Origin of the sequence: Klebsiella sp. MPUS7 (assembly GCF_009905335.1) — a bacterium.
In the GTDB taxonomy this organism is placed as follows: Bacteria; Pseudomonadota; Gammaproteobacteria; order Enterobacterales; family Enterobacteriaceae; genus Klebsiella; species Klebsiella grimontii.
Genome location: NZ_CP047604.1, coordinates 1,652,882 through 1,675,543 on the forward strand (window position 1 = coordinate 1,652,882; position 22,662 = coordinate 1,675,543).

At 56.2% G+C, this 22,662-nt stretch carries 18 protein-coding genes; 13 read left to right on the plus strand and 5 right to left on the minus strand.

Features of this window, described 5'->3' with window-relative positions; all coding sequences use genetic code 11:
- Positions 1-9: 9 nt before the first annotated feature.
- A complete protein-coding gene (gene setB / locus GUC22_RS07875) occupies positions 10-1,191 on the minus strand; it encodes a sugar efflux transporter SetB (RefSeq protein ID WP_004870366.1) in 1,182 nt (393 codons plus the stop codon).
- Positions 1,192-1,522: 331 nt separating this feature from the next.
- Here setB and fruB point away from each other — a divergent pair, with 331 nt between their 5' ends.
- The 6 genes from fruB to GUC22_RS07905 all read left to right on the plus strand — a co-directional run bounded on the left by fruB (position 1,523) and on the right by GUC22_RS07905 (position 8,822).
- Positions 1,523-2,653 (plus strand): fused PTS fructose transporter subunit IIA/HPr protein, encoded by a 1,131-nt coding sequence (gene fruB, locus GUC22_RS07880; protein ID WP_049131230.1) that lies wholly within the window; start codon positions 1,523-1,525, stop codon positions 2,651-2,653.
- Entirely contained in the window at positions 2,654-3,592 is a 939-nt protein-coding gene (gene fruK, locus GUC22_RS07885) for a 1-phosphofructokinase (protein ID WP_004103928.1), read from the plus strand.
- A gap of 16 nt (positions 3,593-3,608) precedes the next feature.
- Positions 3,609-5,285 carry a PTS fructose transporter subunit IIBC gene (gene fruA / locus GUC22_RS07890; RefSeq protein ID WP_024359214.1) on the plus strand — a complete coding sequence of 559 codons (1,677 nt, stop codon included), beginning with the start codon at positions 3,609-3,611 and terminating at the stop codon, positions 5,283-5,285.
- A gap of 327 nt (positions 5,286-5,612) precedes the next feature.
- Positions 5,613-6,548 (plus strand): pseudouridine kinase, encoded by a 936-nt coding sequence (locus tag GUC22_RS07895; RefSeq protein ID WP_024359213.1) that lies wholly within the window; start codon positions 5,613-5,615, stop codon positions 6,546-6,548.
- Complete coding sequence (locus GUC22_RS07900) at positions 6,541-7,476, plus strand: pseudouridine-5'-phosphate glycosidase (protein WP_049131231.1); 936 nt, start codon at positions 6,541-6,543, stop codon at positions 7,474-7,476. The genes GUC22_RS07895 and GUC22_RS07900 overlap by 8 nt, the downstream gene beginning before the upstream one ends.
- A gap of 95 nt (positions 7,477-7,571) precedes the next feature.
- Complete coding sequence (locus GUC22_RS07905; RefSeq protein ID WP_160183457.1) at positions 7,572-8,822, plus strand: NupC/NupG family nucleoside CNT transporter; 1,251 nt, start codon at positions 7,572-7,574, stop codon at positions 8,820-8,822.
- 32 nt (positions 8,823-8,854) lie between these two features.
- Here GUC22_RS07905 and GUC22_RS07910 read toward each other — a convergent pair whose 3' ends face one another.
- From GUC22_RS07910 to GUC22_RS07920, 3 genes are all read right to left on the minus strand, one after another.
- A complete protein-coding gene (locus GUC22_RS07910) occupies positions 8,855-9,943 on the minus strand; it encodes a sugar kinase (protein WP_049085296.1) in 1,089 nt (362 codons plus the stop codon).
- Between the two features lies 1 nt (position 9,944).
- The gene (nfo, locus tag GUC22_RS07915; RefSeq protein ID WP_004870380.1) at positions 9,945-10,802 is read right to left on the minus strand and encodes a deoxyribonuclease IV; all 858 of its coding nucleotides are present in this window, start codon (positions 10,800-10,802) and stop codon (positions 9,945-9,947) included.
- A gap of 95 nt (positions 10,803-10,897) precedes the next feature.
- Positions 10,898-11,947, minus strand: coding sequence for a YeiH family protein (locus tag GUC22_RS07920; RefSeq protein ID WP_049088492.1), 1,050 nt, complete (start codon positions 11,945-11,947; stop codon positions 10,898-10,900).
- A gap of 173 nt (positions 11,948-12,120) precedes the next feature.
- On the opposite strand from GUC22_RS07920, the gene yieE reads away from it, so the two are divergent.
- The 3 genes from yieE (at position 12,121) to cirA (ending at position 16,892) form a co-directional block, all read left to right on the plus strand.
- Positions 12,121-12,987 (plus strand): DNA-binding transcriptional regulator YeiE, encoded by an 867-nt coding sequence (gene yieE, locus GUC22_RS07925; protein WP_154932308.1) that lies wholly within the window; start codon positions 12,121-12,123, stop codon positions 12,985-12,987.
- A gap of 158 nt (positions 12,988-13,145) precedes the next feature.
- On the plus strand, positions 13,146-14,615 hold the full coding sequence (locus GUC22_RS07930; protein ID WP_004870384.1) for an amino acid permease: 1,470 nt from the start codon (positions 13,146-13,148) through the stop codon (positions 14,613-14,615).
- Positions 14,616-14,918: 303 nt separating this feature from the next.
- Positions 14,919-16,892 carry a catecholate siderophore receptor CirA gene (cirA, locus tag GUC22_RS07935; RefSeq protein ID WP_004870389.1) on the plus strand — a complete coding sequence of 658 codons (1,974 nt, stop codon included), beginning with the start codon at positions 14,919-14,921 and terminating at the stop codon, positions 16,890-16,892.
- Positions 16,893-17,128: 236 nt separating this feature from the next.
- On the opposite strand, the gene fghA is transcribed toward cirA, so the two are convergent.
- Positions 17,129-17,965, minus strand: coding sequence for an S-formylglutathione hydrolase (gene fghA, locus GUC22_RS07940; RefSeq protein WP_049131234.1), 837 nt, complete (start codon positions 17,963-17,965; stop codon positions 17,129-17,131).
- A 367-nt stretch (positions 17,966-18,332) separates the two neighbouring features.
- Between fghA and folE the strand changes: the two genes are divergently transcribed.
- From folE to mglB, 4 genes are all read left to right on the plus strand, one after another.
- Positions 18,333-19,001, plus strand: coding sequence for a GTP cyclohydrolase I FolE (gene folE, locus GUC22_RS07945; protein ID WP_004103895.1), 669 nt, complete (start codon positions 18,333-18,335; stop codon positions 18,999-19,001).
- A gap of 15 nt (positions 19,002-19,016) precedes the next feature.
- Positions 19,017-20,174 (plus strand): DUF418 domain-containing protein YeiB, encoded by a 1,158-nt coding sequence (yeiB, locus tag GUC22_RS07950; RefSeq protein ID WP_024359209.1) that lies wholly within the window; start codon positions 19,017-19,019, stop codon positions 20,172-20,174.
- 155 nt (positions 20,175-20,329) lie between these two features.
- Positions 20,330-21,352, plus strand: coding sequence for an HTH-type transcriptional regulator GalS (gene galS, locus GUC22_RS07955; RefSeq protein ID WP_004870397.1), 1,023 nt, complete (start codon positions 20,330-20,332; stop codon positions 21,350-21,352).
- A gap of 288 nt (positions 21,353-21,640) precedes the next feature.
- On the plus strand, positions 21,641-22,639 hold the full coding sequence (mglB, locus tag GUC22_RS07960; RefSeq protein WP_004852665.1) for a galactose/glucose ABC transporter substrate-binding protein MglB: 999 nt from the start codon (positions 21,641-21,643) through the stop codon (positions 22,637-22,639).
- Positions 22,640-22,662 lie beyond the last annotated feature (23 nt).

Here is a 22,662-nt window from a genome sequence, read left to right on the forward strand (position 1 = left end):
GAACATCCTTTAAACGTCTTTAATACGCCACAGGCAGGCCTGAGTAGCGATGCCCATCACCAGCGCAATCCAGAAGACGGCGTGATAGCTCCAGATTTCCGCGACGACGCCCGCCAGCGAACCGGCGATAATCCAGCCAACGCGCGTGGTATTGGTATAAAGCGTAGTGGCCGCACCCGCCTGTCCGGGCATCAGATCCTGAAAATAGAGCATGCCGATACCGGCGAGAATGCCGATGAAAATGGCGTTCAGCGCCTGCAGGGCCAGCAGCAGTCCGGGGGTATGCACGGTTAGCATGCCAACGTAAAACAGCACGCCGGCCACCGCCGAAATGCGCATCAGGAAGCGTTTGCCGAAGCGTTTGGCATAGTAGCCCGCAATCAGCATGGTCGGGATCTCCAGCCCGGCGGCGGTGCCCATCATGACTCCCGCCAGCTTTTCCGATAAATGCAGCTCATTGATGATAAACAGCGGCATATTAATGATGTACAGGCTGTTGATTCCCCACATCAGCGTACAGATGATAAACAGCAGCAGCGCGTCGCGGCGGTTGGTGCGCGGCGCTTCGAGATGGCCCGTAGCGATCTTCGGCTCTTTACGCATGCTGGGAAGAAAAAACCAGACCATCGCGCCGCAGACCACAAAGGCGACTGCCGCGCTGAGATACATCACGGTAAAGCCGAAACCCATCGCCAGCGCGTAGGCCAGCGGCGGCCCAATAACCCATGCCAGCGACACCTGAGCGCGCAGAATCGAGCTAAACATGACCGCCTCGCGGCCCGTTTTGTCCGCATGCTCGCGGGCGAGGGCAAACATCTGTGGGTTCGCGGTGGAGCCGAAGCTGCTGAGAAATACGCCGACGAACAGCAAAATAAAGTAGTTACGGTTCCAGGCGAAGAGCACGCAGGCCAGCACGCCCATCAGGCAGCAGAAGACGATCAGCCGCTTGCGGTCGCCTTTGCGATCCGAACGCCCGGCGAGGAACTGGCTTACCAGAATGCCGATCACCGCGCTGCCGGTAAAAAAGAAGCCGACCATCGCCGGTCGGACGTGAACCTCGTTAGTCAGAAACAGGCTCAACGTCGGCGTCTGGAGTGCCCCGGCGATACCCGTCAGGAAGGCGACGATCAGAAAGGCGGAAGAGGTGAGATCAAACCCGCGTCGTGGCAGGGCGGCGCTACTGTTTTGCATGTCGGCGTTCATCGGTTTTCAGGAGTCGCGGAGTTTACGCCGTCACTCAGAAAATGAACAGTACCAGGGCACGAATAAATCAAAAAGACGTTTCAAAATCAAACTTCAGCAGAAAGCTGAAGTTTTACCGGTCTCGGCGCTCCCGCTTCAGCAAAAGTGTGCTGTATCTCTAACTTCTGTTATCAGGATTCCAACTTTCCTTGCCTGATGGCTAATAAAGGTACAGACTTCTTGAAACGTTTCAGCGTCATCGGGAGATTCTCCGGCAGGTAGATGACGCATTTTTTCTCAAAGTAGCTGAAACGATTCAATTCAGCAGGAGAGGAGAACCATGTTCCAGTTATCTGTGCAGGATATTCATCCCGGTCAGCAGGCCGGTAATAAAGAAGAGGCTATTCGTCAGGTTGCCTCCGCGCTGGTCAGCGCGGGCAACGTGGTAGACGGCTACGTCAACGGGATGCTGGCTCGCGAGCAGCAAACCTCCACTTTTCTGGGTAACGGTATTGCGATTCCGCACGGTACCACCGACACCCGCGACCAGGTGCTGAAAACTGGCGTTCAGGTTTACCAGTTCCCTCAGGGCGTGACCTGGGGCGAAGGGCAAACCGCCTACGTCGCCATCGGTATCGCCGCCAGCTCGGATGAACACCTTGGGCTGCTGCGTCAGCTGACCCACGTGCTGAGCGACGACTCCGTGGCTGAACAGCTTAAGTCCGCGACGACCGCCGAAGAGCTGCGCGCCCTGCTGATGGGCGAAAAGCAGAGCGAAGCGCTGAAGCTGGATAACGAGACGCTGACCCTGGACGTTGCGGCCAGCGATTTGCTGACCCTGCAGGCGCTGAACGCCGCGCGGCTGAAAGAAGCCGGCGCCGTTGATGCTTCCTTTGTTAGCCGTACGATTAATGATAAACCGCTGAACCTTGGTCAGGGCATCTGGCTGAACGACAGCACCGAAGGCAACCTGCGCAGCGCCGTTGCCGTCAGCCGCGCGGCCAACGCCTTCACCAGCGATGAGCAGCCGGTTTCTCTGCTGATCACCGTCGCGATGGCCGATGACCAGCCGACGGCGGTGCTTAATCGCCTGAGCAATCTGCTCCTGGATAAAAAAGCTGACCGCTTGATGAAGGCTGATGGCGCCACGCTGCTGGCTCTCCTGACCAGCGACGATGCGATTGCCGAAGATGTTCTCAGCGCGGAATACGTTATCCGCAACGAGCACGGGCTGCACGCGCGTCCCGGCACGATGCTGGTTAATACCATTAAACAATTCTCCAGCGACATTACCGTCACCAACCTTGATGGTTCGGGCAAACCGGCAAACGGCCGCAGCCTGATGAAAGTCGTGGCGCTGGGCGTGAAGAAAGGTCACCGCTTGCGCTTTACCGCGCAGGGTGAAGATGCGCAGCAGGCGCTGGATGCGATTGGCGAAGCGATCGCCGCAGGCCTTGGGGAGGGCGCATAAATGAGCAGACGTGTCGCAACGATTACTTTAAACCCGGCCTATGACCTGGTGGGTTTTACCCCGGAAATTGAACGCGGCGAGGTTAACCTCGTTCGCACCACCGGTTTGCACGCCGCAGGGAAGGGGATCAACGTTGCAAAAGTGCTGAAAGATCTCGGTATCGACGTCACCGTTGGCGGTTTCCTCGGTAAAGACAATCAGGATGGTTTTCAGCAGCTGTTCAGTGAATTGGGCATCGCAAACCGTTTTCAGGTCGTTCAGGGCCGTACCCGTATCAACGTCAAGCTGACTGAGAAAGATGGCGAAGTCACCGACTTCAACTTCTCCGGCTTTGAAGTGACGCCGGGCGACTGGGAGCGTTTTGTTAACGATTCTCTGAGCTGGCTGGGCCAGTTCGATATGGTCTGCGTAAGCGGTAGCCTGCCGTCCGGCGTGAGCCCGGAAGCGTTCACAGACTGGATGACCCGTCTGCGTAGCCAGTGCCCGTGCATCATTTTTGATAGCAGCCGAGAAGCGCTGGTTGCGGGGCTGAAAGCGGCGCCGTGGTTGGTGAAACCTAACCGTCGCGAGCTGGAAATCTGGGCTGGCCGCAAGCTGCCTGAGATGAAAGATGTCATTGAAGCCGCTCATGCGCTGCGTGAGCAGGGGATCGCCCACGTGGTTATCTCTCTTGGCGAAGAAGGCGCCCTGTGGGTCAACGCATCCGGAGAATGGATTGCCAAACCGCCTTCCGTTGAAGTGGTTAGCACCGTTGGCGCCGGCGACTCTATGGTTGGCGGCCTGATTTATGGCCTGCTGATGCGTGAGTCCAGCGAACATACGCTGCGCCTGGCAACGGCAGTCGCCGCGCTGGCGGTGAGTCAGAGCAATGTCGGTATTACCGATCGTACCCAGTTGGCCGCAATGATGGCGCGCGTCGACTTACAACCCTTTAATTAACAGCAGGAGAGGCATAATGAAAACGCTGCTGATTATTGATGCCGGGCTTGGACAGGCCCGCGCCTATATGGCGAAGACCCTGTTAAGCACCGCGGCGCAAAAAGCGCAACTCGAACTGATTGATAACCCAAACGACGCTGAGCTGGCGATTGTGCTGGGCACGGCGCTGCCGGCCGACAGCGCGCTGAACGGCAAAAAGGTGTATCTCGGCGATATCAACCGCGCCGTGGCTCACCCGGAGCTGTTCCTCGGTGAGGCCAAAAGCCACGCGACGCCTTACGCCGCTCCGGCCGCTGCTGCGTTGCCGACTGCGGCTAACGGCCCAAAACGCATTGTGGCGGTCACCGCTTGCCCGACCGGCGTCGCGCACACCTTTATGGCGGCGGAAGCGATTGAAACCGAAGCTAAAAAACGCGGCTGGTGGGTGAAGGTTGAAACGCGCGGCTCCGTAGGCGCGGGCAATGCAATCACCCCGGAAGAGGTTGAACAGGCGGATCTGGTGGTCGTCGCTGCCGATATCGAAGTGGATCTGGCGAAATTCGCCGGTAAGCCGATGTATCGCACCACCACCGGTCTGGCGCTGAAGAAAACCGCGCAGGAGCTGGATAAAGCCGTGGTTGAAGCGAAACCGTATCAGCCTGCGGGTAAATCCCAGGCCGCGGCGGAAGGCAAAAAAGAGTCTGCGGGCGCCTATCGCCACCTGCTGACCGGCGTGTCGTACATGCTGCCGATGGTGGTGGCGGGCGGTCTGTGTATCGCGCTCTCCTTCGCTTTTGGTATTAAAGCCTTTGAGGTGAAAGACACCCTGGCCGCGGCGCTGATGCAAATCGGCGGTGGCTCAGCCTTCGCGCTGATGGTACCGGTTCTGGCGGGCTTTATTGCCTTCTCTATCGCTGACCGTCCTGGCCTGACGCCGGGTCTTATCGGCGGTATGCTGGCGGTGAGCACCGGTTCTGGCTTTATCGGCGGTATTATCGCCGGTTTCCTTGCCGGTTATGTGGCGAAAGCGATCAGTACGAAGCTGAAGCTGCCGCAAAGTATGGAAGCGCTGAAACCGATCCTGATCATTCCGCTGGTTTCCAGCCTGATCGTCGGTCTGGCGATGATTTACCTGATTGGTAAACCCGTTGCCGGGATCCTCGAAGGTCTGACCCACTGGCTGCAAACCATGGGCACGGCGAACGCGGTTCTGCTCGGTGCGATCCTCGGCGGTATGATGTGTACCGATATGGGCGGTCCGGTGAACAAAGCGGCCTACGCGTTTGGTGTTGGCCTGCTGAGTACCCAGACTTATGCGCCGATGGCGGCCATCATGGCGGCGGGTATGGTTCCACCGCTGGCCCTGGGCCTGGCGACGCTGATTGCGCGTAAAAAGTTCGACAAAGCGCAGCAGGAAGGCGGAAAGGCCGCGCTGGTTCTCGGTCTGTGCTTTATCACCGAAGGGGCTATTCCATTCGCCGCCCGTGACCCGATGCGCGTCCTGCCTTGCTGTATCGTTGGCGGCGCGGTGACCGGCGCGATGTCCATGTGGGTTGGCGCGAAGCTGATGGCGCCGCACGGCGGTCTGTTCGTCCTGCTGATCCCTGGTGCGATTACGCCGGTGCTTGGCTACCTGATGGCGATTGTGGTCGGTACGCTGGTCGCAGGTCTCTCCTACGCGGTGCTGAAACGTCCTGAAGTTCAAGCCGCCTGATCGACGTAGCAAACGCTTCTCAAGGGCAGAGTCTTCTCTGCCCTTTTTTTTATGCCGCATTCTTCCTCCTCCCATCCCACCGTATGTGCTCTCCTTCGCATTTTTAAACTGTTTAAAAACCATACTGGCCAAATTTTGTGATTGTGTTCATGTTCATATGAAAATCCTATTTTGCCTCTCTTTACTTTAAAATTATTCCGCTTACCATAAACACATGTTCACATTCAAACATGTGTTTAAATGAAGGGCTGTGAATCGTGAGGTGTTTATTTCCTGATATTAAATAATTCTACTGCCATAGCGTTTTTTATGCTGGAGGGTATTTTTATGCCTGAAAATGATTACGTTGTGATTATTGGATCGGCAAACATGGATGTGGCTGGCTATTCCAATGTGTCGCTAAACTACGCTGATTCTAATCCTGGGAAAATAAAATATACTCCCGGCGGCGTGGGGCGCAACATTGCGCAAAATATTGCCTTGTTGAATAAAACGGCGTGGCTATTATCCGTTGTTGGTGACGATTTTTATGGTCATTCATTATTAAAACAAACGGCCCAGTCCGGGGTTCACGTCGATAAATGTCAGATAATCCCGGGTGAAGGCACATCAAGCTATTTGTCGCTGCTTGATAATACCGGTGAAATGCTGGTGGCGATTAATGATATGAGCATCACTGAGCATATTACGCCGGCCTTTTTAAGGCAGCATCAAGATTTTATCTGCGGTGCCGCGGTGATTGTCGTTGACTGTAATATTAGCGAGTCGGCGCTGGCCTGGTTGATGGAAAATAGCGGCTCAACGCCCATTTTTGTTGACCCGGTTTCAGCCTGGAAATGCGTGAAAATCAGCCAGCACCTGGGGCGTATTCACACCCTGAAACCGAACCGGATTGAGGCAGAAACGCTGAGCGGCATCGCGCTGTCCGGCACTGACGATGTGGCTCGCGTAGCCGACTGGTTTCACCATCATGGCCTGAAACGCCTGGTGTTGAGCATGGGCGGCGATGGCGTTTACTACAGCGAGAGAGATGGGGAACGCGGCTGGTCCGCGCCGCTGAAAACCCAGGTTGTCAATGTCACCGGCGCCGGTGACGCGATGATGGCCGGTCTTGCCTGCTGCTGGCTCGACGGCTGCTCATTTTCGCAAGCGGTGAAGTTTGCTCAGGGATGCTCTTCTTTGGCGCTTTCATCGGAATTCACCAATAACCCTGAATTATCTTACGCCAACGTAAAAAAGGTAGTGGAGAAAGAATATGTCTGAATTAAATATTTCCTCTGAATTATTACAGGTCTCTGCGGAAGTTCAGCAGGCATTAAAAAACAATCAGCCGATAGTGGCGTTGGAATCGACCATTATTTCTCACGGCATGCCGTTTCCGGAAAATGCGCAAACGGCGCTGGAAGTAGAAGAAACTATTCGTCGCCAGGGAGCGGTGCCGGCAACCATTGCAATTATTCATGGCGTAATGAAAGTGGGCTTAAGCCGTGAAGAAATTGAACTTCTGGGTCGCGAAGGTCATAACGTCGCCAAAGTCAGTCGTCGTGATTTACCCTTTATTGTCGCCGCAGGATTAAATGGCGCGACCACCGTGGCGTCTACCATGATTATTGCGGCGATGGCCGGAATTAAAGTCTTTGCGACCGGCGGTATTGGCGGGGTACATCGTGGCGCCGAGCACACATTTGATATTTCCGCCGATTTACAGGAGCTCGCTAATACCAACGTTACCGTGGTCTGTGCCGGTGCGAAATCTATTCTCGATCTCGGTTTAACCACCGAGTATTTAGAAACGTTTGGCGTTCCTCTTATTGGTTATCAAACTTCGGCGCTGCCGGCATTCTTCTGCCGAACCAGCCCGTTTGACGTCAGCATTCGCCTCAATAGCGCCAAAGACATCGCCAAAGCGATGGCGGTGAAATGGCAATCGGGTCTGAATGGCGGCATGGTGGTAGCAAATCCTATTCCTGAAGCGTTCGCGATGCCGGAAGAGAAAATCAATGCCGCCATCAATCAGGCGGTGAAGGAGGCGGAAGAGCAGGGCGTAGTGGGTAAAGCGAGCACGCCGTTCCTGCTGGCGCGCGTTGCGGAGCTGACCGGCGGCGATAGCCTGAAATCCAACATTCAGCTGGTCTTCAACAACGCCATTCTGGCCTGCGAGATTGCCAAAGAGTATCAGCAGATCGCCTGACGACAGTCGCGGGCCGTTTGCGGTTGCCCGCCCCGATATCAACGATACCGAAAGCCTGGCCTGCGCCGGGTTTTCCACCAGGTAAGGATATCATTATGGACATCATGAGAAGTCTTCTGGGGATGGTGGTGTTGCTGGCCATTGCCTTTGCGCTGTCAGTTAATAAAAAACGCATCAGCATCAGAACGGTAGGGGCAGCGCTGCTGCTGCAAATCGTGATTGGCGGGGTGATGCTCTATTTTCCGCCGGGCAAGTGGCTGCTCGAGCAGGCCGCGCTTGGGGTACACAAAGTCATGTCCTATAGCGACGCCGGAAGCGCGTTTATTTTTGGTTCACTGGTCGGTCCGAAGATGGATGTGCTGTTTGACGGCGCCGGCTTTATCTTCGCCTTCCGCGTTTTGCCCGCCATCATTTTTGTTACCGCGTTGATCAGTCTGCTTTACTACCTCGGCGTGATGGGGCTGCTGATCCGTATCCTCGGCGGGATCTTCCAGAAAGCGCTGAGTATCAGCAAGATTGAGTCTTTCGTCGCCGTGACCACCATTTTCCTTGGGCAAAACGAGATCCCGGCGATCGTCAAACCGTTTATCAACAAGCTCAACCGCAATGAGCTGTTTACCGCGATTTGCAGCGGGATGGCGTCGATCGCCGGGTCGATGATGATCGGCTATGCCGGTATGGGCGTGCCGATTGATTATCTGCTGGCCGCTTCGCTTATGGCTATTCCTGGCGGGATTCTGTTTGCCCGTATGCTGAGCCCGGCAACTGAAGCATCCCAGGTCACTTTCGACAATCTCTCTTTCAGCGAGACGCCGCCGAAAAGCGTGATCGAGGCGGCGGCGTCAGGGGCGATGACCGGCCTGAAAATTGCCGCCGGGGTGGCAACCGTGGTGATGGCGTTTGTGGCGATTATCGCGCTGCTGAACGGTATTATCGGCGGCATTGGCGGCTGGTTTGGCTTCGGTCACGCCACGCTGGAGGGGATTTTCGGCTTTCTGCTCGCGCCGCTGGCGTGGATCATGGGCGTTGACTGGAACGATGCGACGCTGGCGGGCAGCCTGATTGGACAAAAGCTGGCGATCAACGAATTCGTTGCCTATCTCAACTTCTCGCCCTACCTGCAAAGCGGCGGGAACCTGGACGTGAAAACCGTTGCGATTATCTCGTTTGCGCTGTGCGGTTTCGCCAACTTTGGCTCGATCGGCGTGGTTGTCGGGGCGTTTTCGGCTATTTCACCGCAGCGCGCGCCGGAAATTGCCCAGCTTGGGCTGCGCGCCCTGGCGGCGGCCACGCTCTCTAACCTGATGAGCGCCACCATCGCCGGGTTCTTTATTGGGCTGGCATAACGTGATGCGCGCGCCGCGTCAGCGGTGCGCTGCTATCCGTTGGCAAGTAAATTGAGCGCGTTATCAACGGACAACGAGGGGTTGTTGATGCTGTGGCTGGCGCGGGTGATGGCGGTACAGGCCATGGCGAAAGCGGCGCTCTCTTTAAAGTCGCTGCCGTCGAGATAGCTATAAAGCAGCCCGGCCATCAGCGCATCGTCGGCGCCAAAGCTGTCTATCGTCGTATGGCCCGGCAGACTCATCCGGAAGCGTTCACCACCGGCTTCGCTACAGAAAATCGTGTCATCTTCCGAGCAAATCACCACCCGCTGAGTGCCTCTTTCGTGCAGCCATGCTAACGCCCGATCGCGATCGGCCTCGTTTTCAATGGGCTCGCCCCAGAGGATCTGCAGTTCGCGCAGCGTGGGCTTCAGCGTGTGGATCTTTCCCAGCCACGGGCGAATGCGGTGCGCTTTAAACTCGGACACGGTATCAACAAATACCGGAATGGCGTTGGTCAGGGTAAACACCCACTCCAGCGACTGTTCCGTTAAATTACAATCGACCAGAACGACGCCTGCATGCGTCAGCAGATCCCGATACTGATTCAGCAGCTGCGGCGTGAGCGACTGTAAAATATGCGTATCGTTAATCGCCAGTACCGTCTCTTCCTGCGGATTGGCGATGGAGAGATAGGTGGCGGTATTATGGCCGTGCAGGCGGATACAGCTCTGTACGTTTACGCCGGCCTGGCGGGTTTGCTCCAGCAGCGTTTCGCCGTAAAAATCACTGCCGACGGCGGAAATCAAATGCACATCGCGGCCCAGCAGCGCCAGGTTATGCGCGATATTTCGCGCCACGCCGCCCGCGGAGCACTGGATATTACCCGGGTTTGACACCGGTTGAGGATAATGGATATCGGCAATTCCGCGGATATCCATATTCACCGCGCCCAGCGAGACGCAATACTCCTGCTCGGTAAGGATGTAGCCTTTGCCCTTGATGGCCCCCTTACGCGTGAGGTCCATAATATGCGCGGCTACGCGGGAGCGGCTAATCTGCAGAATATCGGCAATCTCATGCTGCTGAATCAGCGGATTGCGCCGCAAAATTTTGAGGATCTGCTTTTCCCTGTCGTTCATATCAGACCCTAGCCTCTTCCGTTTGCTGAGCCCGCAGCCAGGCGATCTCTTCCGCCCAGATATCAGGATTGATTGTTTCCAGAATCAGCGGGATACCGTCAAAGCGGCTGTCCTGCATAATCCAGCGGAAAGCGTCATGGCCGATATTGCCTTCACCCAGGCTGTGGTGACGGTCAACGCGGCTGGCGAACGCGCTTTTCGCATCGTTCAGGTGCATACCGCGCAGATACTGAAAACCGACAATCCGTTCGAAATCAGCGAAGGTTTTTTCACACTCTTCGGCGCTGCGCAGATCGTAGCCTGCGGCGAAGGCATGGCAGGTATCAATGCATACGCCGACGCGTGATTTATCTTCTACGCCGTCGATGATGGCCGCCAGATGCTCAAACTTAAAGCCCAGGTTACTGCCCTGGCCGGCAGTGTTTTCAATCACCGCCGTAACGCCTTCGGTTTTTGCCAGCGCGATATTGATCGATTCGGCGATACGCGCCAGACATTCGTCTTCCGGGATTTGCTGCAGATGGCTACCCGGATGGAAATTCAGCAGCGTCAGGCCGAGCTGCTGGCAGCGGGAAAGTTCATCAATAAACGCATCGCGGGATTTTTCCAGCGCGTCCTCAACCGGATGGCCGAGGTTTATCAGATAGCTGTCGTGCGGCAGAATTTGCCCCGGACCGAAATGGTGCTTTTCGCAGGCGGCTTTAAATTCAGCAATGGTTTCGTCGCTCAGAGGCGCGGCGCGCCACTGGCGCTGGTTTTTGGTAAAGAGGGCAAATGCGGTCGCGCCGATTTCGGCTGCGCGAATGGCGGCATTGGCTACACCGCCGGAGGCGCTGACGTGCGCTCCAATATATTTCATAAAAAAACTCCAGATAAGCCGCTGGGGGAGGGTAATGATAGCGGCTTAGCCGGAGAGTTACATCATCCTTAATACAACCTGAGTCGCGAGGGGCTTCAGGCCATCAGGCTATGAATGGCCAGGTTAATCGCGCCGCCGCCGACAATCAGCCAGACGAAGAGCATCAGCGCCATCAGCAGCGGTTTGGCGCCGGCTTTTTTCAGCGCGCTGACGTGGGTGGTCAGGCCGAGGGCGGCCATCGCCATCGCCAGCAGTACGGTATCCAGCGTGACCAGCATTTCGACAACCGCTTTCGGCAGCAGGTGGAAGGAGTTAAACACCGCCACCAGAATAAACAGGATCGCAAACCATGGAATGGTGATTTTACTTTTTTCCCCGCCGTTGGCCGGGGATAATTGCTTCACGCGCGCGGCGAGGAACAGCAGGAACGGCGCCAGCATCATCACGCGCAGCATTTTTGCAATCACCGCCGCGTTTTCCGCGTCCGGACCCACCGCGTGGCCTGCCGCGACAACCTGAGCAACCTCATGCATCGTCGACCCCATATAAATGCCGTAGGCTTCCGGCGTAAACCAGTGCGCCAGGAAGGGGTAAATCGCCGGGTACAGGAAGATGGCAATGGTGCCGAAAATGACCACCGTGGCGACGGCGACCGTCACTTTGCTGGCTTCCGCTTTGACGACCGGTTCGGTCGCCAGTACCGCTGCCGCGCCGCAGATGCTGCTGCCGGCGCCAATCAGCCAACTGGTATGTTTATCCAGGCCGAAAACCTTTTGCCCAAGAAAGCAGGCGATAAAAAAGGTGCTGGAAAGCGTCAGCACGTCAATGACGATACCGCCTACGCCGACGTCGGCAATCTGGGCGAACGTCAGGCGAAAGCCGTATAAAATGATGCCGAGACGCAGCAGGTGCTGCTTGGCAAAAATCACGCCGCCGTCGCAGGGCTGCCAGATTTTCGGGTAAACCGTGTTCCCGATAACCATGCCGAATAAAATGGCCAGCGTGAGGGCGCTGAAGCCCGCGCCGGCGATAGCCGGAAAACTACCGGCCCACAGCGCTGCGCCGGTGAGCACGGCGGTCAGCGCCAGTCCAGGTGCAAAGTGCCGCAATGGGCGATGTTTAGTCGGTAAAGTGAGTGCTGTCATAACCTTCTCCTTTGTCTGGGAAAAGCATACGACCCGCTGGCTTAAATATAAAATTGATTATATATTTATAATTAATCGAAATAAGTGGTAAATACGCGGTTTCGCGGTTTGACAACGACGGGCATCAGTCTTACGCCGCGGATCGCGAGTCGTCTATAAAGGCAGGAAAAATCATGCATATCACGCTACGGCAGCTGGAAGTGTTTGCTGAAGTATTAAAAAGCGGTTCGACGACGCAGGCATCGCAAATGCTGGCGCTTTCCCAATCGGCGGTCAGCGCGGCGCTGACCGATCTCGAAGGGCAGCTGGGCGTGCAGCTATTTGACCGCGTAGGGAAAAGGCTGGTGGTCAACGAGCACGGCAGGCTGCTTTATCCGCGGGCGCTGGCGCTGCTGGAGCGGGCGCTGGAGATAGAACAGCTGTTTCGCGGCGACAACGGCGCGATCCGCGTCTACGCCAGCAGCACCATCGGCAACTATATTCTGCCGGAAATTATTGCGCGCTATCGACGCGATCTGCCGGATTTACCGCTGGAGCTGAGCGTAGGCAATAGCCAGGACGTGATCAATGCGGTGGCCGATCTGCGCGTGGATATCGGGCTGATTGAAGGCCCCTGTCACGCCGCGGATATTATTGCCGAACCCTGGCTGGAAGATGAACTGGTTGTCTTTGCCGCGCCGGATTCGCCGCTCCTCGAAGGGGAGGTGACGCTGCAACGGCTGGCGGAAGCGCCGTGGATTTTACGCGAGCACGGCTCCGGGACCCGGGAAATCGTCGACTATTTATTACTCTCACATTTACCGGCGTTTCATCTGGGGATGGAGCTGGGCAACTCGGAAGCCATTAAGCACGCGGTGCGCCATGGTTTAGGCATTAGCTGCCTGTCGCGACGCGTGGTGGCGGAGCAGCTTGACGTGGGGTCGCTGGTAGAGCTGACGATTCCGCTGCCGCGTTTAACTCGCACCTTGTGGCGCATTCATCACCGGCAGAAGCATATTTCCAAGGCATTACAGCGATTTCTGCATTATTGCGACGTGTAAAAGCGACGCAATGCGCGCTGGCGTTTCCGGGATTTCATGCTTTACTAATAATCCATGCTCGATCATGAAGCTCTCTTATAACTTTGCAATTGTATCGGATGGATCACAGACACTCTGGTACAATCTCGCCTCGTTTTTTGGATGGATAGCATTTTCACATGGTTTCGGATACTAAAACCACAGAAGCACCCGGTTTACGTCGTGAACTGAAGGCGCGCCACTTGACCATGATCGCGATTGGCGGTTCCATAGGTACAGGTCTTTTTGTTGCCTCTGGCGCAACAATTTCTCAGGCGGGCCCTGGCGGGGCCCTGCTCTCTTATATTCTCATCGGCCTGATGGTTTATTTCCTGATGACCAGCCTCGGCGAGCTGGCGGCGTTTATGCCGGTATCCGGCTCTTTTGCAACCTATGGGCAAAATTACGTTGAGGAAGGCTTTGGTTTCGCGCTGGGCTGGAACTACTGGTACAACTGGGCGGTAACCATCGCCGTTGACCTCGTTGCCGCTCAGCTGGTGATGACCTACTGGTTCCCCGATGCGCCCGGTTGGGTCTGGAGCGCGCTGTTCCTCGGCATCATGTTCCTGCTGAACTGGATCTCGGTAAAAGGCTTTGGCGAAGCGGAGTACTGGTTCTCGCTGATCAAAGTTGCCACCGTCATCATCTTTATTATTGTCGGCGTGATGATGATCTTCGGTATCTTTAAAGGCGCGCAGCCTGCGGGCTGGAGCAACTGGGTTATCGACGATGCGCCGTTTGCCGGCGGTTTTGCGGCAATGATTGGCGTAGCGATGATTGTCGGCTTCTCGTTCCAGGGAACCGAGCTTATCGGCATCGCGGCCGGCGAGTCGGAAAACCCGGAAAAGAATATTCCGCGCGCCGTACGGCAGGTGTTCTGGCGTATCCTGCTGTTCTATGTGTTCGCGATTCTGATTATCAGCCTGATCATTCCGTATACCGATCCGAGCCTGCTGCGTAACGACGTAAAAGATATTTCCGTTAGCCCGTTCACGCTGGTCTTCCAGCACGCGGGGCTGCTGTCGGCGGCGGCGATTATGAACGCGGTTATCCTGACCGCGGTGCTGTCGGCGGGTAACTCCGGGATGTACGCGTCCACCCGCATGCTCTACACCCTGGCCTGCGATGGCAAAGCGCCGCGTATTTTCTCTAAGCTGTCCAAAGGCGGCGTGCCGCGGAATGCGCTGTATGCCACCACGGTGATTGCAGGGCTGTGCTTCCTGAGCTCGATGTTCGGTAATCAGACCGTTTACCTGTGGCTGCTGAACACCTCCGGCATGACCGGCTTTATCGCCTGGCTGGGGATTGCCATCAGCCACTATCGCTTCCGTCGCGGCTACGTGCTGCAAGGGAACGATCTCAACGACCTGCCGTATCGTTCAGGCTTCTTCCCGCTGGGGCCGATCTTCGCTTTCGTGCTGTGCCTGATCATTACCCTGGGCCAGAACTACGAAGCGTTCCTCAAAGATACCATCGACTGGGGCGGCGTGGCGGCAACCTATATCGGTATTCCGCTATTCCTGGTTATCTGGTTTGGTTACAAGCTGGCGAAAGGGACGCGTTTTGTACGCTACAGCGAAATGAAGTTCCCGGAGCGCTTTAAAGGCTAAACCGCGCTGGCGCAGTCAGATAAAACCCTCTCACGCAGAGGGTTTTTTTATGCCCCCAGCCCTTACAAATTGACACATTTCTCCACAATTTTATTGATAATTGTAATCATTATCTTTATCATTTCCATCAAATTCAGGATGAAGCCAATCCCCATATCTTGCAGAGGGTCAGACTGACAAGGGGTGACCAGCCACATCTACTGTAAAAAATTGCGTGCATACGCCGTTAGAGCGCTATGCCGACAGTACCTGTGAGCAGGACCTTTTTTGTTTGTTTTGTTGTACACCTCATGGAGATATGGAATGTTCAGGCTAAACCCTTTTGTCCGGGCCGGATTATGCGCGTCCGTCGTATCCCTGGCGTTTCCGGCGCTCGCCGACGTTAACGAAGAAACGCTGGTCGTCACCGCGGCGGCAACTGAACAGAGCGTCAAAGATGCGCCCGCCAGTATTAGCGTTATCACCCAGCAGGATCTGCAGCGTAGACCGGTACAAAACCTGAAGGATGTCCTGCGGGAAGTGCCGGGCGTGCAGCTCACCAACGAAGGGGATAACCGCAAAGGGGTGAGCATTCGCGGCCTCAGCAGCGGCTATACGCTGATCCTCGTTGACGGTAAACGCGTTAACTCGCGCAACGCCGTTTTTCGCCACAACGATTTTGACCTTAACTGGATCCCGGTTGATGCCATTGAGCGTATCGAAGTCGTGCGCGGGCCGATGTCCTCACTCTATGGTTCCGACGCCCTCGGCGGCGTGGTGAATATCATCACCAAAAAAGTCGGCCAGCAGTGGACCGGCACCCTCAGCGCGGACACCACCATTCAGGAACATCGCGATCGCGGCGATACGTACAACGGTCAGTTCTTTACCAGCGGCCCGCTGATTGACGGCGTGCTGGGGATGAAGGCCTACGGTAGCCTGGCAAAGCGCGCCAAGGACGATCAGCAGGCTTCCAGCAACGCAGCGGGCGAAACGCCGCGTATTGAAGGTTTCACCAGCCGCGACGGCAACGTCGAATTCGCCTGGACGCCAACCGATAATCAGGACATGACCGCAGGCTACGGGTTTGATCGCCAGGATCGGGATTCCGACTCGCTTGATCGCAACCGCCTCGAGCGCCAGAACTACTCCCTGAGCCACAACGGCCGCTGGGATGTCGGCAATAGCGAGCTGAAATTCTACGGCGAGAAAGTGGATAATAAAAATCCGGGTCAGGCCGGGACCATCACTTCTGAGAGTAACTCGGTGGACGGCAAATACGTTCTGCCGTTGGGAATGATTAACCAGTTGCTGACCTTCGGCGGCGAATGGCGTCACGATAAGCTGAAAGACCCGGTCAATCTGAGCAGCGGCAGTCAATCCACCTCCGCCAGCCAGTACGCGCTGTTCCTTGAAGATGAATGGCGGATCATCGAACCTCTGGCCTTGACCACCGGCATTCGCATGGACGATCACCAGACCTATGGCGATCACTGGAGCCCGCGCGCTTATCTGGTGTATAACGCCACCGATACCGTGACCGTGAAGGGCGGCTGGGCGACGGCATTTAAAGCGCCATCCCTGCTGCAGCTGAACCCAGACTGGACCACCAACTCCTGCCGCGGCTCGTGCAGCATTATCGGTAACCCGGATCTGAAACCGGAAACCAGCGAAAGCTTCGAGCTGGGCCTTTACTACCGCGGCGAAGAAGGCTGGCTTGAAGGCGTGGAAGGAAGCGTCACCACCTTCCAGAACAACGTTGACGATATGATTGATATCCTGCGTACCTCCAGCGCCAGCGAAGCGCCGGGCTACCCGAACTTTGTCGGCTGGAAAACGGTGAACGGGAAACGCGTGCCGATCTTCCGCTACTTCAACGTCAATAAGGCGCGTATCAAAGGGGTAGAAACGGAATTGAAAGTGCCGTTCGGCGACGAATGGAAGCTGACGGTTAATTACACCTATAACGATGGCCGTGACCTGAGCAACGGCGGCGATAAACCGCTGCAAACGCTGCCGTTCCATACCGCTAACGGTACCCTCGACTGGAAACCGCTGGACGACTGGTCCTTCTACGTCACCGCCAACTATACCGGCGAACAGCGATCGGTCAGCGCGACGGGCAAAACGCCCGGCGGCTACACCATGTTTGATATCGGCGCGGCCTGGAACGTCACCAAAAATGTCAAGCTGCGCTCCGGAGTGCTTAACGTCGGCGATAAGGATCTAAGCCGCGACGACTATAGCTATACAGAAGAAGGTCGCCGCTACTTTATGGCCGTCGATTACCGCTTCTAACCGGGCAATAAAAGAGGGCTGGCGGGGAAACCTGCCAGCCCTCTTCTTTCTGCCTCAGCACAACGGTAAAACTCAATCCTGCCCTGAGACGAAAGCCTCAAGCGCCGCCAAAATCATACCCCCCGATGACGGAAATACACTATCTCGCTGTATGTATTAGTTTTTATGACGATTTGTTGGTGAGGTGTTTTGCGTATCAATGCGCCGGGAAGGGGCTTCACGACGCATTGAGATGATCAGGCGAAGAGGTACCGGGCGTGGAAGCGCAGGTGGTCCTCAATAAATGAGGCGATAAAGGAGTAGCTGTGATCGTAACCGGGCTGAATGCGCAGGGTTAACGGCCAGCTTTTCTGACGCGCGGTTTCCGCCAGTACCGCCGGCTGCAGCTGCTCGGCAAGAAATGCATCGCTGTCACCCTGATCAATCAGGGTTGGAATCGCGTCAGATTCGCTGCTGGCCTGCATTAACGCGCAGCTGTCCCAGGCCTGCCAGGCCGCTTCATCCGCTCCCAGATAGGCGGTAAACGCTTTTTGACCCCAGGGAACCTGGGTCGGGTTAACGATAGGCGCGAACGCGGAAACGCTGACGAAGCGGCCCGGATTCTTCAGCGCCATCACCAGCGCGCCGTGGCCGCCCATGGAGTGTCCGCTGATGGCGCAGCGACTGCTGAGAGTAAACTCGCGGGCAATCAGCTGCGGCAGCTCGTCGCGAAGGTAATCGTACATGCGGAAATGTGCGGACCACGGCGCCTGGGTGGCATTGAGGTAAAAGCCCGCGCCTTTACCCAGATCGTAAGCGCTATCGTCGGCAACATTATCACCGCGCGGGCTGGTGTCCGGCATCACCAGCGCAATGCCCAGTTCGGCGGCGACGCGCTGAGCGCCCGCTTTGGTAGTGAAGTTTTCATCATTGCAGGTCAGGCCGGAGAGCCAGTAGAGAACCGGCGGCGGCGCGTCCGCGTTGGCGGGTGGTAAAAAGATGCTGAAGGTCATTGCGCAGTTCAGCGTTGCGGAGTCGTGCCGCCAGCGTTGCTGCCGACCTTCAAAACAGCGGTGCTCTTCGAGCAGTTCCATGCAGGGCTCCTTAAGTGTCTCAGACGTAATTTTCCATAATACAGATATTTCATGGCCTCGTGAGTAACTTTCACTTCCTCCTTTTCGGAACGTATTGCATCATTAATGCAACTTTTAACCAACATGCTGACGTTGTCGTAGCGCTGGAATCGCGCTATCGGCCGGCGATTGGGTTGGTTGCGGCAAGGTGAGCAGGGCGTTGCGTGACGCATCGTAGTGCGCTGGTCTGGCGGCGTGGAACGAGAGGTGACGCCAATTTCAACAATTATCGATGCGGCTACTGGATTCTGTGCGTCACCTCACGCACAATGAATACAAACTTTGCCCTCAGAAGAGCAAAGAGCGCCACACCTGCAGGAGAACAAAAATGTCATCACTGAGTAAAGAAGCCATACTCGTTCATGAAGCGCTGGTCGCTCGTGGGCTGGAGACGCCGCTGCGTCCGCCAGTACAAGAAATTGATAATGAAACTCGCAAGCGTCTGATCGCCGGACACATGACCGAGATTATGCAGCTGTTAAACCTTGATCTAAGTGATGACAGCCTGATGGAGACTCCGCATCGCATCGCCAAAATGTACGTCGATGAGATTTTCTCCGGCCTGGACTACGCCCGGTTCCCTAAAATCACCGTCATCGAAAATAAGATGCAGGTTGATGAAATGGTGACCGTGCGCGATATCACCCTGACCAGCACCTGCGAACACCATTTCGTCACGATCGACGGCAAAGCGACGGTGGCCTATATCCCGAAAGATTCGGTGATTGGCCTGTCGAAAATTAACCGCATCGTGCAGTTCTTCTCCCAGCGCCCTCAGGTGCAGGAGCGACTGACGCAGCAGATCCTCACCGCGCTGCAAACGCTGCTGGGAACCAGCAACGTCGCGGTTTCCATCGATGCGGTACACTACTGCGTGAAAGCGCGCGGCATTCGCGATGCGACCAGCGCCACCACCACCACGTCGTTGGGCGGCCTGTTTAAATCCAGCCAGAATACCCGCCAGGAGTTCCTGCGCGCCGTACGTCACCACAACTAAAACGGAGCAGGGTACATGGAGAGAAATGTCACGCTGGACTTTGTCCGCGGCGTCGCCATCCTCGGTATCCTGCTACTGAATATCAGCGCCTTCGGTTTACCGAAGGCCGCTTACCTCAACCCCGCGTGGTCCGGGAACATTTCCGCCAGTGACGCCTGGACCTGGGCGATTCTCGATCTGCTGGCGCAGGTCAAATTCCTGACCCTCTTCGCCCTGCTGTTTGGCGCCGGACTTCAGCTGCTGCTGCCGCGCGGCAAGCGCTGGATCCAGTCGCGCCTGACGCTGCTGGCGCTGCTTGGCTTTGTTCACGGTCTGTTTTTCTGGGACGGCGATATTCTGCTGGCCTATGCGCTGGTAGGGCTGGTGGGCTGGCGAATGGTGCGCGACGCCCACGATGTCAAATCGCTGTTTAATACCGGCGTGGTGCTATACATCATCGGCGTGGCGGTCCTGCTATTGCTGGGATTGATTTCCGGCAATGCGCCCAATCGTTCGTGGCTGCCGGACGCGGCAAATTTGCAGTACGAGCAGTACTGGAAGCTAAAAGGCGGCTTTGAGGCGGTAAGCAATCGCGCAGATATGTTGTCGGATAATCTGCTGGCGCTGGGCGCGCAGTACGGCTGGCAGCTGGCCGGTATGATGCTGATGGGCGCCGCGCTGATGCGCAGCGGCTGGCTCAAAGGGCAGTTCAGCCTTCGCCACTACCGGCGTACCGGCGGGCTGCTGATTGCCGCCGGAATGGCGGTCAATTTGCCCTCTATCGTCGCCCAGTGGCATCTCGGCTGGGACTATCGCTGGTGCGCATTTTTGCTACAGGCGCCGCGCGAGCTGAGCGCGCCGCTGCAAACCATCGGCTACGCGGCGCTGGCCTGGGGCTTCTGGCCGCAGCTGTGTAAGTTTCGTCTGGTAGGGGCGATTGCCTGCGTCGGGCGTATGGCGCTGACCAACTATCTGCTGCAGACCCTGATTTGCACCACCCTGTTTTACCGCTTCGGCCTGTTTATGAAGTATGACCGCTTACAGCTGTTAGCCTTCGTGCCGCCCGTATGGGCGGTCAATCTCCTCTTCTCGTGGTTTTGGCTACGTCATTTCCGTCAAGGCCCCGTTGAGTGGCTATGGCGTCAATTAACCCTGCGTGCATCGGGGACATCATTAAAAGATACATCCAGATAACGATCTGGATCACAATCATTAACAAAATGGATGTAACCGTTTCCATCCCTGTGACCTCACTCACGTAGCGTGCGGCACGTCGCTGCCAGAATAGCCTCCTTGCTGAACACAGGAGGTGAGTGTGACGTACTGCAATGCTCTACAGGTCGGTGAGTATGATCACCATTCGTGATGTCGCCCGCCAGGCGGGTGTTTCCGTCGCGACGGTTTCGCGCGTGCTGAATAACAGCGCGCTGGTGAGCCCGGATACGCGAGAAGCGGTAATGAAGGCGGTGTCGCTGCTGGGCTATCGGCCGAACGCCAACGCGCAGGCGCTGGCGACGCAGGTCAGCGATACCATCGGCGTGGTGGTGATGGACGTGTCGGACGCCTTTTTTGGCGCGCTGGTGAAAGCGGTTGATACCGTCGCCCAGCAGCATCATAAATATGTGCTTATCGGCAATAGCTATCATGAAGCGGAAAAAGAGCGCAACGCCATCGAGGTGCTGATTCGCCAGCGCTGTTCGGCGCTGATCGTCCACTCTAAAGCGCTGAGCGACGCGGAGCTGGGGGATTTTATGGAGCATATGCCGGGAATGGTGCTGATTAACCGCATCGTGCCGGGGTACGCCCACCGCTGCGTTGGGCTGGATAACGTCAGCGGCGCGCTGATGGCGACCCGCATGCTGCTCAATCATGGCCACCAGCGCATCGGCTATCTCTCTTCCAATCACGGTATCGAAGATGATGATTTACGGCGGGAAGGGTGGTTCAGAGCGTTACATGAGCACGGCATTGTCGCTCCCGAAAGCTGGGTGGGTTCCGGGTCGCCTGATATGCAGGGCGGCGAGGCGGCGATGGTCGAGCTGCTGGGGCGCAACCTCGGTCTGACCGCGGTCTTCGCCTATAACGACAGCATGGCGGCCGGCGCGCTCACGACGCTTAAAGATAACGGCATTGCCGTACCGCAGCATCTTTCGCTGATCGGTTTTGATGATATCCCCATTTCCCGTTACACCGATCCGCAGCTGACGACGGTGCGCTACCCGATTATGTCGATGGCGAAACTGGCGACCGAGCTGGCGCTACAGGGGGCGGCGGGGAAGCTGGATCGTGAGGCCAGCCACTGTTTTATGCCGACGCTGGTGCGCCGACATTCGGTGGCGCAGAGGCAAATTGTGGGGCCGATCACTAACTAATTATCTGCCTGATGTAACCGCTTTCAATATGTGAGTGATTTCACAGTTTGTTAACATTAAGCTGACTATGATTGCTGCGTTTACAAGTCTGAACATACTATGTCACGGTGATTAATCACTTTTACAGCAGTAATCGGCGTTAAACGATGAATAAAGCCGTTTTTCAGGAGCGTTACCCTACACGGAAGACAGAATTACAGTCGTGAATGTCGCTGTGCAGTAACATTAATGTAACGCTCGCCAGCCATTTTCACACCAAAGACCCTGCATAATAAAACCGGAGATTCCATGAATAAGAAGGTGTTAACCCTGTCTGCTGTAATGGCCAGCATGTTATTCGGCGCCGCGGCGCACGCAGCAGATACGCGTATCGGCGTGACGATTTATAAATACGACGACAACTTTATGTCGGTGGTGCGCAAGGCAATTGAGAAAGACGGCAAATCGGCGCCGGATGTTCAGCTGCTCATGAATGACTCGCAAAACGACCAGTCCAAGCAGAACGATCAGATTGACGTCCTGTTGGCAAAAGGCGTGAAGGCGCTGGCGATTAACCTGGTTGACCCGGCGGCGGCGGGGACGGTCATCGATAAAGCCCGTGGCCAGAACGTGCCGGTGGTGTTCTTTAACAAAGAGCCATCCCGTAAGGCGCTGGATAGCTACGATAAAGCGTACTATGTCGGTACCGATTCAAAAGAGTCCGGCGTGATTCAGGGTGACCTGATTGCCAAACACTGGAAAGCGAACCCGAACTGGGATCTGAATAAAGACGGCCAGATTCAGTTTGTCCTGCTGAAAGGCGAACCGGGTCATCCGGATGCGGAAGCGCGTACCACCTACGTGATTAAAGAGCTGAACGACAAGGGCTTCAAAACCCAGCAGCTGGCCTTAGACACTGCCATGTGGGACACCGCACAGGCGAAAGATAAGATGGATGCCTGGCTGTCTGGCCCGAACGCCAACAAAATTGAAGTCGTGATCGCCAACAACGATGCAATGGCCATGGGCGCGGTAGAAGCGCTGAAGGCCCACAATAAGAGCAGCATCCCGGTGTTCGGCGTCGATGCGTTGCCGGAAGCGTTAGCGTTGGTTAAATCCGGCGCTATGGCGGGTACCGTGCTGAACGATGCCAACAACCAGGCGAAAGCCACCTTCGATCTGGCGAAAAATCTCGCCGATGGGAAAGAACCGGCTGCCGGCACTAACTGGAAAATTGAAAATAAGATTGTCCGCGTACCGTACGTGGGCGTTGATAAAGACAATCTGAGCGAATTTATCGGTAAGTAATAGCTTAATAAGCTGCGGGCGTG

Coding starts and splice junctions, on each gene's coding strand:
- setB (WP_004870366.1), bottom strand. CDS start 1,191: ATGCAAAACAGTAGCGCCGCCCTGCCACGACGCGGGTTTGATCTCACC.
- fruB (WP_049131230.1), top strand. CDS start 1,523: ATGTTCCAGTTATCTGTGCAGGATATTCATCCCGGTCAGCAGGCCGGT.
- fruK (WP_004103928.1), top strand. CDS start 2,654: ATGAGCAGACGTGTCGCAACGATTACTTTAAACCCGGCCTATGACCTG.
- fruA (WP_024359214.1), top strand. CDS start 3,609: ATGAAAACGCTGCTGATTATTGATGCCGGGCTTGGACAGGCCCGCGCC.
- GUC22_RS07895 (WP_024359213.1), top strand. CDS start 5,613: ATGCCTGAAAATGATTACGTTGTGATTATTGGATCGGCAAACATGGAT.
- GUC22_RS07900 (WP_049131231.1), top strand. CDS start 6,541: ATGTCTGAATTAAATATTTCCTCTGAATTATTACAGGTCTCTGCGGAA.
- GUC22_RS07905 (WP_160183457.1), top strand. CDS start 7,572: ATGGACATCATGAGAAGTCTTCTGGGGATGGTGGTGTTGCTGGCCATT.
- GUC22_RS07910 (WP_049085296.1), bottom strand. CDS start 9,943: ATGAACGACAGGGAAAAGCAGATCCTCAAAATTTTGCGGCGCAATCCG.
- nfo (WP_004870380.1), bottom strand. CDS start 10,802: ATGAAATATATTGGAGCGCACGTCAGCGCCTCCGGCGGTGTAGCCAAT.
- GUC22_RS07920 (WP_049088492.1), bottom strand. CDS start 11,947: ATGACAGCACTCACTTTACCGACTAAACATCGCCCATTGCGGCACTTT.
- yieE (WP_154932308.1), top strand. CDS start 12,121: ATGCATATCACGCTACGGCAGCTGGAAGTGTTTGCTGAAGTATTAAAA.
- GUC22_RS07930 (WP_004870384.1), top strand. CDS start 13,146: ATGGTTTCGGATACTAAAACCACAGAAGCACCCGGTTTACGTCGTGAA.
- cirA (WP_004870389.1), top strand. CDS start 14,919: ATGTTCAGGCTAAACCCTTTTGTCCGGGCCGGATTATGCGCGTCCGTC.
- fghA (WP_049131234.1), bottom strand. CDS start 17,965: ATGGAACTGCTCGAAGAGCACCGCTGTTTTGAAGGTCGGCAGCAACGC.
- folE (WP_004103895.1), top strand. CDS start 18,333: ATGTCATCACTGAGTAAAGAAGCCATACTCGTTCATGAAGCGCTGGTC.
- yeiB (WP_024359209.1), top strand. CDS start 19,017: ATGGAGAGAAATGTCACGCTGGACTTTGTCCGCGGCGTCGCCATCCTC.
- galS (WP_004870397.1), top strand. CDS start 20,330: ATGATCACCATTCGTGATGTCGCCCGCCAGGCGGGTGTTTCCGTCGCG.
- mglB (WP_004852665.1), top strand. CDS start 21,641: ATGAATAAGAAGGTGTTAACCCTGTCTGCTGTAATGGCCAGCATGTTA.